The organism is Photobacterium sagamiensis (genome assembly GCF_050337085.1).
GTDB classification, from domain to species: Bacteria; Pseudomonadota; Gammaproteobacteria; order Enterobacterales; family Vibrionaceae; genus Photobacterium; species Photobacterium sagamiensis.
The window spans coordinates 49,498-63,428 of sequence record NZ_JAKJSP010000035.1 but is presented as its reverse complement, the minus strand read 5'-3'; the positions used below and the strand labels follow the sequence as shown (position 1 = coordinate 63,428).

Here is a 13,931-nt window from a genome sequence, read left to right as displayed (position 1 = left end):
GTTTTACATGCATAATATTTCAAGAGGTAGTCGGAACAACGACAATTATCAGTGAATGAAAACGAAGAAAAGCCTATTTTTGACAATAGGCTTTTATTACCTTTTAATTTACAGCTTCAGCGTCTAGTTCTAATCCAATTTCTGAATGCAGACCATGGGCATCAAAAATCTCTTTCACCAAATCTTGAGCGGCTATGGAAAGCGTATTTTTGTTATTCAATGTCAAGTAAAAATCTGTGTAATACTCAAGCTCTTCGGGTGCTGGTATTTTCACCATCTCCCCCCTGTTACACCAAATTGCGGCATAGTGATCAGGTAAATAACCGATAAAATGGCCAGATAAAATCAAGTGAGCCGTTGCTTCCATGTTAGTCGTATTTGCTGTTTTGACGACATCATCTCTATGGCTTAATGGGGTAATATTATGTGAGACACCGCGTTCAACAACAGGGTTGGATGCAATGTCATCTATTTTAATATTTCCTTGTAATAATATGGGATGTGATGGCAAGCAATATAATGATTGATGCTCATTGAAAAGGTAGCTGTATTCTAAGCCTGCCTTGTTAATTTCTGAGGATGTTATACCCATATCAACCTTATTCTCTAACAACAACATCTCGATATTATATGAGTCTGAAACAATCGTTTCGATATTAACATGTGGATGATGGCTACAGAAACGCCTGATCGCTAATTGTATACGGCATGTCGGGTTGGTTGCTAAATTATCAGTTAATGCTATCTTTATGTTTCCTCTAGTAATATTTTTGATATCATCAATCTGCTGATTGAACATTTCCATTTGCTCAAGCAGATTTTTACTAATTTCATAAACTTTAACACCCTCAGCGGTTAGTTTAAAACCACCTCGACCACGTTGACATAATTTCATGCCTAGTCGTATTTCTAAATCTCCCATTTTTGTACTAATTGTTGATTGATGCATATTTAATTTGAACTGAGCTGATGAAAAGCCTCCGCTTTCAACAATAATAATAAAAAGCCTAAGTAAACGAATATCCAGATTATTAATTTTATTCATAATAGTATAGTTATATTTTATTGAACGTATCTCAGAGCGGATTATAAATTAACTACACCATAAAAAATGAGACCAACCCGTAACAATATCATCCTCTTACGATTATATGCTAGTATCCGACAAACACCCGTTACCGACTGATTATAATTGGAATAATAAAGTCAATTACGCCGCCCCCAAAGGAGCGGGCTTGTAAGAGCCGAGTTGACCAGACCACCTACCGAGGATAATACGTAGGTTAAACGATATTTAGGATACAGATACCAACGGGTGCCACCTCAGCCTGTTGCTCTATCGTGGCACTGTAAACAGCCTTAAAGCGTTATAGGCAGTCAACCACATCTAAAGCCTTGATATCTGGTCGAGAGGAAGTCGGATTTCATGTGCGCCTCAAGCACATTAATACGCATAACTCGAAGGAGAAACACGTTATGTTCGTGTTTGTACTAAACAAAAATGACAAGCCATTAATGCCATGCAGGCCCCAAAAAGCAAGGAAGTTGCTAAAGACGGGGGATGCAAAAGTGGTAAGAAAATCACCTTTCACCATCAAGTTAAACGGTGGTAGCTCAGGCTATAAGCAACCTCTGATTGCTGGCATGGATACGGGCAGTAAGCATGTTGGGTGTGCGGTAATTGGGCTCGGACAAGTGATTTACCAAAGCCAAGTTGCGTTACGCCAAGACGTGTCAAAAAAAATGCATCAACGTGCCATGTATCGCAGGACTAGGCGAGGTCGTAAGTGCCGATATCGTCCTGTTCGTTGTGCTAATAGAGCATCATTGAGAGCCAGTGGTCGCCTCGCGCCAAGCATTAAATCCAAGGTTGAGTCGCACCTTAGAGAGCGAGATTTTGTCGAGTCAATTCTTCCAATTTCACAGTGGAAAGTTGAAACGGCGAGTTTTGACATCCACAAGATCACCAACCCCGACGCATCTGGCGTTGGCTATCAACAAGGTGTCCAAAAGGACTTTTACAACACTAAGGCATTTGTTCTTCACCGTGATAACTACAAATGCAAATCAGGCAGGAAGTGCAAACATAGCAATAAATTGCATGTTCATCACATTCACTTCAGATCTCAAGGTGGTACAGATGCACCCGAAAACCTGATCACGCTTTGTGAAACTTGCCACAAAGATTTGCACAATGGAAAGTTTGAGCTGAAAGCGAAGAAGTCGCGAACAAAACACGCTACAGAAATTGGTATTGTAAAGTCGCAACTCTCAAAGCATTGGGGTTTCATCGAAACCTTTGGGTACGAGACCAAATTTAAGCGCGAAAACAGACTTGGTTTGCCAAAAACGCACTACTACGATGCCGTCGCAATTTGCACAGAAGATGGTGAGTTGGTTCGCCCAAACTCAACCGTTTTTTACAAAAGACACGTTGCCAAAGGTGATTATCGATTAACTAAAGGTGCGCGTTCAGAAAAACGCATTCCAGTAGGTAAATTATTTGACTTAAAGAAGCATGACTTCATTGAAACCCCTCAAGGCACTGGCTTTGTTAAAGGCAAAAGAAGCACAGGTTACTTTGCGCTAGAGACAATCTTGGGTGAGAAAGTTCATGCTAGTGCAAATGTCAAAAAGAACACAGTTCGAGTATCCGCTCGAACTACAACATTAACTCAACGATATGGAGCGGCAATTGCTCCTGCCCATGAATGAGCAGGTATCCTTGCCGAAATATGAATGAAAGTCATTTCCTTCAACATCAACGGCCTTCGTGCTCGCCTTCATCAACTGCAAGCGCTAATCGATAAGCATCAGCCAGATGTGATCGGCTTGCAAGAAATCAAAGTTCACGATGAAGCCTTTCCGCTCGCTGATGTCGAAGCTATGGGTTATAAGGTTTATCACCACGGTCAGAAAGCTCACTACGGGGTTGCCTTATTATGCAAGCAAGAACCTGTTGAGGTGCAAAAAGGCTTCCCGACGGATGATGAGGATGCCCAGCGCCGCATGATCATGGCGACCTTCGAGCAGGAGGATGGTAAAAAAGTCACCGTCTTAAATGGCTATTTCCCGCAGGGTGACAACATCAGCCATGAAACCAAGTTCCCGGCAAAAGAAAAATTCTATGCCGACTTAATGAGTTACCTCAACACCCATCATACTAATGAAGAAGAATTAGTCGTAATGGGCGACATTAACATCAGCCCTATCGATCTCGATATTGGTATCGGCCCTGTTAATGCCAAACGCTGGCTGAAAACCGGTAAATGCTCATTCCAGCCGATTGAACGTGAATGGCTGAAAACCCTGCTAGACTGGGGTTTTGTTGATACCTTCCGACAATTACACCCTGATGTAGATGATCAGTACTCATGGTTTGATTACCGCTCAAAAGGTTTTGTCGATAATCGCGGCCTGCGTATTGATGTCGTGCTGGCCACTCCTTCACTGGCAGAGCGCTGTATAGAAGCGGGCATCGATTATGAGCTGCGAGGCATTGAAAAACCCTCTGATCACGCACCAATTTGGTCAAGCTTTAAGTAAGGTACTGGAAACTAGAGACGAGATACGAGATACGAGGTTCTAGATACTCGCTACTAAGTACTAGGTACTAGAAACTCGATCCTCGTTACTCGATTCTAGATACTCGTAACTCGCTACTAGGCCCTAGATACTCGAAACTCAATTACACCAACGGCCTTAAATGTCGTAACCAGTGTCCTTCCAGTTTTCTGAATCCCCAGATGATCAGGAACGTCAGAACCATATAGCACATACCGGCAAACAAGAATGATTCGAATGGCGCATAGTAACGGGAATTCACAATACGTGCGGCACCAGTAAGATCGACGATAGTGACGATACCAGCGACGGCAGAGCCGTGAACCATAAAAATTACTTCGTTACTGTAAGCAGGTAAAGCACGGCGCAGTGCACTTGGCAGTATCACTCGGCGAAATGCCAGAGGGGTACTCATGCCATACGCTTTCGCAGCTTCAATTTCCCCTTTCGGCAGGCTATTGATCGCACCGCGAACAATTTCAGCGGTATACGCAGAGGTATTTAAAATAAATGCGACTAAAGCACAGAACCAAGCTTCTTGCCACATGGTATCCTGCACATTGATCAACTGACTCAGACCGTAGTAGATCAAATACAACTGAATCAAGAGTGGTGTGCCACGAAAGAAATAAATGAAAGCCCAAGCCGGTAACGAAAGTATCGGATTTTTGCTGTTACGCGCGATACCAATAGGAATTGAAATAAACAGGCCGATCAGCAACGCAACAAATACCATCCACACTGTGGTAATGAAGCCATCAAGGTAGAGTTGCCAGCTTTCTGTAAAAATTGAGAAATCCATCACTTACCTCGTATGAATACTGGATTTACGCTCAGCCCACTTAAGCACAGAGGTCGACAAGGACGTAAATAGCAGGAAGATAACCGCTATCGTCATGTAAAAAGTGAACGGCATTTGGGTGGAGCCGGCAGCCAATGATCCTTTACGCACCATGTCATCCAAGCCAATGATTGACACTAATGCGGTTGTTTTTAATAACACCAGCCAGTTATTACCAAATCCTGGCAGCGCATGGCGGATCATCTGCGGCAACAACACGCGGCGAAACGTTAAAAAGCCACTCATGCCATAGGCCTTTGCCGCTTCCAGCTCGCCTTTATCAACCGCAAGGATCGCACCACGGAAGGTTTCAGCCATATAGGCACCAAAGATAAACCCGATGGTCAAAAAACCCGCGACAAATGGACTTATTTCAATGTAGTCCGGCAGGTAAGCGGTCCACTCATGACTCGGATCGCCAGCGGTAAAATACTCATTCAGCCATTCATTAGCACGATACAAGCTATCGTTGAGCAGCATCTGCCCACCGAAGAAAATCAGCATCATTAATACTAAATCAGGAATACCGCGGATCACGGTGGTATAAAACGTGGCAATCGCCCTTGCCCAGCGATAAGGGGAAACTTTAGCCAATGCGCCAAGCATACCCAGGATCATTGCGAGGAAAAGAGACATTAGCGCAACCTGTAAGGTTACCCACGCCCCTTCTACTAATGACCATTCATATCCTTTTAAATCCAACAAAGGGATCACTCCTTTAAACTACAAAGGGGGAAAGTAACTAGGGGCGAGTAGCGAGTAACTAGAGCCATCACTTGTGATACTCGCCTCTCGAAACTCGTCCCTATGAGGTTTTACTGACCGTATACATCGTAAGCAAAGTACTTCGCGGCAATCTCTTGATAAATGCCTTTCTCACGCAGAGATTTAATTGCAGCATCCAGTTTCGCGGTTAAATCTTTATCTTGTTTACGAAGAGCAATACCGAAGCCGTCACCAAACCATTTCGGATCCGTTAAAGACGGGCCGATAAATTCATAAGCGTCACCGCCTGCTTTATTAATCAGACCTTCTTCCAGTGCTGACGCATCACCGAGAATGGTCGCGATACGGCCTGCTTTCAGATCGAGATAAGCATCATCAAATGAACCATAGCGAACGATGCGAACTGAGTCGCCGTAGTTATCGGTCAGGTATTTATCATGGGTGGTTGCACGCTGAACACCGACTTTCACGCCTTTCAGGCCATCTTTTGTAAAGTCAAGTTTGGTGCCTTTCTTCGCCACAAACTTGTTTGGGATCAGCGCATATTTACCAGTAAAATCGATTTTCTTCTTACGTTCTTCGGTGATCGACATTGCTGCGATAATCGCATCGTATTTACGTGCCAACAGAGAAGGGATGATGCCATCCCAGTCTTGAGCGACAATTTTGCATTTCGTTTGCAGCTCTTTACACAGTGCATTAGCCATATCGACATCAAAACCTTTCAGCTCACCGCTCGGCTCAGTCCAGCTAAAGGGAGGGTATGCTCCTTCAATACCGAAACGCACTTCTTTCCACTCTTTCGCCTGAACCGATGTTGCACCCAATGCTGAAACCATTGCAGCAGCTAAAATCCATTTTTTCATCTTGCTTCTCCTGTTGTGTTTATACTTATCGAGATAATTGTCCCGATTGGTATTACTAACTACCGCACGTTCCCAAACTTACCCGGGCAGCTACTCAATAATTATAGTTATTCGACGTATCACTTTTAATAAATTGACGAGATAAATTGTTTTAGTCGTTCCGACTCGGGATTGGTGAATAGTTTTTCAGGATGGCCCTGCTCTTCCACCAGGCCTTGATGTAAGAACATCACATGGTTAGAGACATCTCGGGCAAATGCCATCTCATGGGTAACCACTAACATGGTCCGTCCTTCCTGGGCCAGGTCCTGCATAACGCCTAACACTTCACCCACTAATTCAGGATCAAGGGCTGAGGTCGGCTCATCAAATAGCATGACTTCAGGATCGACCGCTAACGCCCTGGCAATCGCCGCTCGTTGCTGCTGACCACCAGAAAGGTGTCCCGGATAATAATGACGGCGATCATAAAGACCGACTTTCTTTAAGATCTCTTCCGCTTTTTCGATAGCTTCCGCTTTAGGTACACCTAAGACATGAACTGGCGCTTCAATAACATTGCCTAGCACCGTCATGTGCGACCATAAATTGAAACCCTGAAATACCATCGCCAGCCGCGAACGAATGCGCTGTACTTGTTTTTCATCAACCGGCAGAAACTCGCCACGGCGATTGTTTTTCATTTCGATGAGTTCGCCATTCACCCATATTTCACCTTGGGTTGGGGTTTCAAGCAGATTGATACACCGAAGAAAAGTACTCTTACCCGAACCGGAAGAACCGATAATAGAGACGACGTCACCACGGTGAGCGGTCAGAGAAACCCCTTTCAGGACCTCATTTTGACCAAAAGATTTATGTAGATCCTTTACTTCAAGCGCCACTGTATTGTTTTCAAGGGCTACTACTCCAGCCATGCGCTAACTCCTGTTGCTCCATAAAACTGGGAAAATACCAACCTGATTAATCATGGGCTCAGCCTGATATTACTCGCAAAATGTTTAGCTACTTTACAAACTATTCATCGAAGGTATCACCACGACACACGATTGGCAACATTTTGTTAACTTTACGCTTCCGGTATGAATAGTCAAATAAAGTGAATATTTACGCACATAATACAGTGATTTAGCCATTTGCCAATAAGATTTACATGCTGTAGGTTATCGCGATGAAATTGTCTTCTTTTATCTTGCTGTAAGCTGTAACCGGATTGGTCTATGTTTCGAGTCTCACTTCAACTGAGCTGTCGCGTTGTGTGTTGTCTGTTAGCCCTGACTGGCTCTATGTTTTCAACGGATCTGCTCGCTGTTCAGAATATCGAAAAAAATCGCACTATTCTCACTTTGGTACCAGAGCATAAAGATCAGATTATTGCGAATTTTAACCCTTACTCGAAAGCCAGCATGCCAACCACGCATGAATTCATTTTTGAGCCCTTAATTGTCTTTAACTCACTGCAGAACAATCAACCAGAATACCGACTTGCAACAGATTACCAGTTTGATGATGATTTAAGCGGGATCAGCTTTAGCCTAAGAGAGGGAGTGACCTGGTCAGATGGAAAACCATTCACTGCCGATGATGTGGTGTTTTCTTTTTTTCTGGCGAAAAAACATCCGGAACTTGACTCACATGGCATTAATCAATTGCTGGGATCGGTACAAAAGCGTAGCCCGACAGAAATCTATTTTAAACTTAATAAGCCAAATGCACTCGCAGCCTATACCTTAGTATTATTTCCTATCGTACCGAAACACCAGTGGCAGAATGTGTCAGATCCGGTCCATTTTGCCAATGCCAGCCCTATTGGTACCGGTCCGTTCACCCAAATTGAGAAAATGGATGAAAACGGCTACCTTCAGTGCCAGAATCCTTCCTACTGGCAGGCTGATGCGAGAAAAATTGATTGTTTACGCTACCCTAAAGTCACCAATAATGATGATTTTATTGCTCGTATTGCTAAAGGCGAATTCGACTGGACAGGTTCTTTCATTCCAGATATAGAGCGTCATTACGCCTCCTATTCGCCAGATTTTAAATACTGGTTGCCACCAGCCAGCACCATCAGCCTGATGTTTAATTTCAAAGCAGCTGATCCGGGACTCAGAGCTGTGATATCAAAAGTTGAATTCCGTCGTGCAATCTCGATGGCTGTTCGCCGTCAGCGCTTAATCGATATCGCCGCATTTGGCCAGGGCGTTCCATCGCGATTGGCATCAGGGATGAGTCAGCGTTTCAACCGATGGGCCGATCCGGTGGTGACTGAGAAGTACTTGCCATATATGAGCTTTAATCCCGAACTGGCCACAGATTGGCTGACTTATATTAATGTCACAGATAAAAATGGCGATCAATGGCGTGATCTACCATCAGGTGAACCGTTAGAGTTGACCATCCTGACTCCGCGCGGTTGGTCAGATTTTAATATAACAGCACTACTGTTGACTGAAATGATGCAGGAAATAGGCATTAATGTACGCACAATAGAGGTCGAATACAGTGAATTTGTCGAAAGACTGGCTGCCGGCGATTACGTCACGGCACTGACCAATTATCCCCAGGGGCCAACGCCGTTTAAATATTTTGACATGGCATTTAACAGCGCTTATCAGGCTCCGCAATATCCGCGCTATGCGATGCATTTCTATCGCAATGATAGGATTGATGCTTTATTGGATCAGTTTCCTATTGCTTCCTCAGCCCGCAAACGTTTAGCCATTCTTCACGAACTCAATGACATTGTAGCCAGCCAGCAGATCACGGTACCGTTGTACAATACGGTACAGTTTTATCAGTACAACACCCAGCGATTTACCGGCTGGTTTAATGAAAACAACCCCAGAGCCAACCCGCTGGTATGGCCGCAAACTCCGGAGCGGCTGCTACATGTGCTGGCGCTGAGGCCGAAAAAATAAAGAGTGTAGAGTAGAGTAGCGAGAGACTAGGTACTAGTTACTCGTTACTCGTACCTCGTCCCTCGAAGCGCAGCGTAACTCACGACTTCTCTTCCGTACTACAGCACTCATCTTGCAAAAATCCAATCACGCCCTGCAAAATGTCGTATTGCGGGATGCAGTATAACGTGCGTCCCTCACGATGCTGTTTCACCAAACCCGCTGAGACTAAACTCGAAATATGATGCGATAAGGTCGAGCCCGGGATCGATAACTCTTCTTGCAACCGCCCAACGGGCAAGCCGTTATAGCCGGATTTCACCAGATGCTTAAAGATAAACAATCGGGTTGGGTGGCCTAACTCTTTCAGTGCCTTTGCGACAAAATCCAGTTCCATGATGCATTCCCCTCGTGGTTTATATTTCGATAATACCAGAAATATATTGACAACCCTAATCACAAAACCTTATATTTCGAACATTCTAGAAATACAGAATCAATGAGTATAGGTAATACCATGAGTCCAGACACTATTGCGATGATAAAAGAAACGGCCAGCATGTTTGCTTTTCTGGCAACCGAGTTAACCATTTTGTTCCTGTTAATTAGCTACCTGGTGGGCATGCTGCAGGAATATATCCCGCCGGCAAAAATCCAGAGCATACTGAGTTCGAAAAATGGTAAAGGTTATATTGTGGCAGGCTTTCTTGGGGCTATAACGCCATTTTGCTCTTGCTCGACCATTCCGTTTTTGAAAGGCCTGCTACGAGCTAAAGCTGGATTTGGCACCATGATGGTGTTCTTATTTGCCAGTCCACTGCTAAACCCGGTCATTATCGGTCTGTTTGCCGTGACCTTCGGCATTAAAGTCACCTTGTTTTACTTCGTGATTGCCATGGGAGTATCTGTCATCGCGGGTTACACCCTTGAAAAGCTGGGGTTTGAAAAGTACATCCAGCCAGAAGCGTATGAAGCACCAAAATCAAGCGGATGTGGCAGCCGTTGTGGCGGGGCGAATAAACCAGTCAACAAATGGAAGAAAGTATGGCTGACAACCTGGTCTGACTTTAAAAAAGTATTGCCTTACCTGATCGGCGGTATCGCAATTGGCTCAATGATCTACGGTTTCATGCCAACAGAATTTGTCGCCAGCGTAGCAAGTGACGATAACCTGTWCGCTATTCCCGTTGCCGCTGTCATCGGTATTCCGCTTTATATTCGAGCTGAAGCAGTCATTCCACTCAGTGCGGCACTGGCAGCCAAAGGGATGGGGTTAGGGGCCGTAATGGCATTGATTATCGGCAGTGCCGGTGCCAGCCTAACAGAAGTGATTTTGCTGAAATCCATTTTCAAAAATCCAATGATTGCCGCCTTCCTGGTTGTCATCCTGGGCATGGCAACAAGTGCCGGCTATCTGTATATGATGATGTTTGCGTAAGCCAGTGACGAGAAGAGAGATAGACTGAGGGTCGAGGGTCGAGGGTCGAGGGTCGAGGGTCGAGGGTCGAGGGTCGAGGGTCGAGGGTCGAGGGTCGAGGGTCGAGAATATAGAAAAGGCGAGTGAGATCAATAATCAACACTCGCCTTTATTCGCTCTTTCTCGGTACTCGGTACTCGATTCTCGTCCCGAGAATTAAACCATCGCAGCGCCTGCGAACAGAGTAATAATTGTCACCACCAGCACCATGATCACAAATGGCATTACCCACTTAAGGAAACGCTCATAAGGGATCTTCGCCAGTGCCAGACCAGCCACCAGATGACCAGCAGTCGGAGCAAAGATATTGATCCAGCCACTTGCAGACTGATACGCGGTGATAATTAAATCACGGCCAATTCCGGAGAAATCTGCCAGCGGTGCCATTAACGGCATAGATACCGTCGCCAGGCCTGACGTTGACGGGATAAAGAAGCTCAGTACGATGTGAACCAGGTAAGACACGACAACAAAAACACCGGACGATAACCCGGTTACCATGCCTTCTGCCCAATGAAGGATAGTATCGATGATCACACCATTATCCATCACCACGTAAATGCCTCGGGCAACCGCAACAACCAGTGCCACACCGATCAGATCTTTGGCCCCTTCGAGGAAGGTTTTAATGAACTCCCCTTCTGACATACGGTTGATTATTGCAATCAAAATCGCTGAGGCTAAGAACAGAGTCGACAGCTCATCAAACCACCACCATAAGGTTGGAATAGCGGTAATACCCATATCTTCCCATGGGATCACACCGTAAATCATCACCAGAAAAGCGCCAAAGAACACTGACATGGTCAGCTTCTGCTTGGTGGTGAACTCGCCGTTATCTTCCTTTATATGAGAAAATTCATCATCAAATTCTATATCAGCCAGCACTGAATTGGCTTTGTCTGCTTTAACCTTGGCGGCATAACGCATCACATACCAAGACGCCATCGCGATCAAGATAACGAGTTGTATCAGACGCAGGCCAATACCCTCACCTATCGGCAAACCGGCAAAACCGGATGCGATACCCGTTGCGAACGGGTTAACCGTAGAAGCCAGCACCCCGACCCCGGAGCCTAGCAAGATAATACCGGCAGCCACCATACGGTCATAACCCGCGACGGTCATAACCGGTAGGATCACCGCCCAGAAAGCCACGGTTTCTTCTGCCATGCCATACGTGGAACCACCGATGGCGAACAGGGTGATCAACACCGGGATCATCATTTGCTCACGGCCATGGAATTTACGCACAATTGCCGCAACCCCCGAATCCATCGCCCCCGTTCGCATGGTAATGGCTAAGAAGCCACCAATCACCAGAACAAATAACGCGACATCCACGGCTTTATGGAAACCTTTGATCGGTGCCATCAAGACATCAATCACACCTTGCGGTGACGATTCCAGCTCGGTATAAGTGCCCGGGATCGGTAACAAACGTTCGCCGCCGTCGTAGGCAAGCACTTCAGCTGCCGGGATCACTTGATCGGTGCCATTGACGATATAGTCATATTTACCCGCCGGCATTATCCAGGTCAGTAACGCAACCAGTGCGATAATGATAAACAGGATGGTGTAAACCGTTGGCATTTTGAATGATTTCTTTACTTTTACTTGTCCAGATTCAGTTGAGGTGGTCATAGATCTACTCCCTGCAATTGATAAATCGCATTTGCATATACGTTCATCGATTTAAGCATGTCATCAATAATCAAATACTCATTGGGCATGTGTTCCACTTTGTCGCGTCCCGGAAATATCGCCCCGTATGCCACGCAGTTTGGTATCGCGCGTGCGTACGTTGCTCCGCCGGAGGTCATTGGCTGGCTTTCCAGATCGCCACTCACTTCCTGATACGCAGCCATCAAGGTTTTAATTACCGGACTCTCTGCTGGCATATACAGAGAAGGCAACACATCAAATTCTTCATATTGCAGACCATATTGTTCCACTACGGCCTGAATATCGTTGTCGTAATCGTCTTTGCTAAAGGTGACCGGCACCCGAATATCAATGCCGAGCTTGCTGGCCTGGGCATCAATGTATAATTGCGCCACATTGAACGTCAGGCGCCCGCTAACATCTTCAACCGGACCAAATATTTCTGTCGCATTGGCATCCTGGCCGACTTGCTCAGCCACAAAGCGTACCATTGGGTGCATCACACCGATTTTTTGCAAAGCCAGACACAAACGGGCAATCGCATTGACCCCTTTTTCGTCAGCGGAAGCTGAATGCGCCGCTTTACCCAGAACGGTAATTTCGCCATCTTCGCAGTGAAAATCAAAACCCAGATCATCCAGAGCGCCTGCTAATTCTTCCCACAAAGGCCCTTGGTATTTAGCCAGCTCGGGCACCGCATTTAATGCGCCACCACAATCTAATTCCACGTCAGGCGAGCCAGCGCCATGTAACCAGGACTGGATCAGCATTTTTTCGGCATGAATTAAAGGAAAGACAGAATCTGGCGTGAAACCGCATTGAGGGGTTTCTTCTTTTTCAAGGTAACGGTCGATACAGCGCCACAGGGTTTCTTCATCGGTACCGAAAATAAAGCGGATCCGTTTACTGAACTCAACGCCACTTTCCTGCAATGCTTTCACTGCAAACAGGGCTGCGAGTGTCGGCCCTTTATCGTCCTGCGTGCCGCGGCCATATAAACGCCCGTCTCTGATTTCCGGCTCAAAAGGGGCTGATTCCCAAGTCGATAGGTCCCCAACCGGCACCACATCCAGATGACCTAATATGCCGATCATCTGCTCACCTTGTCCGACTTCGGCATAACCGTAATAGCCGTCCGGATCCTGATAAACTGTAAATCCTAGCTGCTGGCAAAGTGCCAGTGTTTCGGTCAGGCAGTCATCAATAGGCTGGCCAAACGGTTTACCGCTATTATCATCCTGATAGACACTCGGTATTGCCACCAGACGTTTCACCGCGGCAATATACTCATCGCGCATACTGTCAATGTTAGATGCTACTGTTGCTTTCATCGTATCCCTCTTTGCTTCCTCCTAAATTTAGCCTGCTCAATCACTGTAATGCAGGTTAAAATAATGAAGGTTATTTAATTGTTGGCATAAATATTAAGCATTTTCCCTTTGTGCCGGTTAATTCTGCTACAGACTAACATCATGAACTGTGACAACTTTCACTCGATTCAGGATCAAGATGGGATGTAGGTCAAAAAGACAACATTAACTTTATTGGTATGTGGAGCGGCGATATAGCCAAGTTATTCCGTAAGTGATTAAAAGAAGAAAACAGCCGTTCAATATCGATTGATATTGCAGTTATTAAAAACGAGTACCTTGACTCATTAATTATGATTGATTGAACAGATTAGTTTTTTATCGATGAAGCCAAACCATCGTCATCCCAGAAACCGCCAGACAGTAGACTTACAAACTTGCTCAAGACTTATCTGGCGGTTATCAGGGATCCATGTGCGGTGAAATTTAAAGGGCTTACATACCAATTAGGTTCTTCATGGCTGGATAATTCCGTGCACAATGGATCCCTGGTCTATTACCTTCTGTGGGGCGATAAATTGATCA

At 45.4% G+C, this 13,931-nt stretch carries 12 protein-coding genes; 4 read left to right on the top strand and 8 right to left on the bottom strand.

What is annotated here, in order from left to right; translation table 11 throughout:
* Positions 1–103: 103 nt before the first annotated feature.
* Positions 104–1,045: a LysR family transcriptional regulator gene (locus L4D76_RS17320; RefSeq protein WP_428442148.1), complete on the bottom strand. Its 942-nt coding sequence runs from the start codon at positions 1,043–1,045 to the stop codon at positions 104–106.
* Positions 1,046–1,476: 431 nt separating this feature from the next.
* Between L4D76_RS17320 and iscB the strand changes: the two genes are divergently transcribed.
* Together iscB and xthA are read left to right on the top strand one after the other, a co-directional pair.
* Positions 1,477–2,715, top strand: a complete 1,239-nt coding sequence (iscB, locus tag L4D76_RS17315) for an RNA-guided endonuclease IscB (RefSeq protein WP_428442147.1) — start codon at positions 1,477–1,479, stop codon at positions 2,713–2,715.
* Between the two features lie 24 nt (positions 2,716–2,739).
* Positions 2,740–3,546 carry an exodeoxyribonuclease III gene (gene xthA / locus L4D76_RS17310; RefSeq protein ID WP_428442146.1) on the top strand — a complete coding sequence of 269 codons (807 nt, stop codon included), beginning with the start codon at positions 2,740–2,742 and terminating at the stop codon, positions 3,544–3,546.
* A 142-nt stretch (positions 3,547–3,688) separates the two neighbouring features.
* Here xthA and L4D76_RS17305 read toward each other — a convergent pair whose 3' ends face one another.
* The 4 genes from L4D76_RS17305 to L4D76_RS17290 form a co-directional block, all read right to left on the bottom strand.
* Entirely contained in the window at positions 3,689–4,366 is a 678-nt protein-coding gene (locus L4D76_RS17305; protein ID WP_428442145.1) for an ABC transporter permease, read from the bottom strand.
* A 3-nt stretch (positions 4,367–4,369) separates the two neighbouring features.
* A complete protein-coding gene (locus tag L4D76_RS17300) occupies positions 4,370–5,110 on the bottom strand; it encodes an ABC transporter permease (RefSeq protein ID WP_428442144.1) in 741 nt (246 codons plus the stop codon).
* A gap of 110 nt (positions 5,111–5,220) precedes the next feature.
* Complete coding sequence (locus L4D76_RS17295; protein ID WP_428442143.1) at positions 5,221–5,997, bottom strand: ABC transporter substrate-binding protein; 777 nt, start codon at positions 5,995–5,997, stop codon at positions 5,221–5,223.
* Between the two features lie 125 nt (positions 5,998–6,122).
* Entirely contained in the window at positions 6,123–6,914 is a 792-nt protein-coding gene (locus L4D76_RS17290) for an ABC transporter ATP-binding protein (RefSeq protein ID WP_428442142.1), read from the bottom strand.
* A 303-nt stretch (positions 6,915–7,217) separates the two neighbouring features.
* On the opposite strand from L4D76_RS17290, the gene L4D76_RS17285 reads away from it, so the two are divergent.
* The gene (locus L4D76_RS17285) at positions 7,218–8,915 is read left to right on the top strand and encodes an ABC transporter substrate-binding protein (protein ID WP_428442141.1); all 1,698 of its coding nucleotides are present in this window, start codon (positions 7,218–7,220) and stop codon (positions 8,913–8,915) included.
* Positions 8,916–8,994: 79 nt separating this feature from the next.
* Here L4D76_RS17285 and L4D76_RS17280 read toward each other — a convergent pair whose 3' ends face one another.
* Positions 8,995–9,291, bottom strand: a complete 297-nt coding sequence (locus L4D76_RS17280) for an ArsR/SmtB family transcription factor (protein WP_428442140.1) — start codon at positions 9,289–9,291, stop codon at positions 8,995–8,997.
* 120 nt (positions 9,292–9,411) lie between these two features.
* Between L4D76_RS17280 and L4D76_RS17275 the strand changes: the two genes are divergently transcribed.
* The gene (locus tag L4D76_RS17275; protein ID WP_428442139.1) at positions 9,412–10,332 is read left to right on the top strand and encodes a permease; all 921 of its coding nucleotides are present in this window, start codon (positions 9,412–9,414) and stop codon (positions 10,330–10,332) included.
* A 195-nt stretch (positions 10,333–10,527) separates the two neighbouring features.
* On the opposite strand, the gene L4D76_RS17270 is transcribed toward L4D76_RS17275, so the two are convergent.
* Positions 10,528–12,015 carry a YfcC family protein gene (locus tag L4D76_RS17270; RefSeq protein WP_428442138.1) on the bottom strand — a complete coding sequence of 496 codons (1,488 nt, stop codon included), beginning with the start codon at positions 12,013–12,015 and terminating at the stop codon, positions 10,528–10,530.
* Complete coding sequence (locus L4D76_RS17265) at positions 12,012–13,367, bottom strand: M20 family metallopeptidase (RefSeq protein ID WP_428442137.1); 1,356 nt, start codon at positions 13,365–13,367, stop codon at positions 12,012–12,014. Before L4D76_RS17265 ends, L4D76_RS17270 begins: the two co-directional genes overlap by 4 nt.
* Positions 13,368–13,931 lie beyond the last annotated feature (564 nt).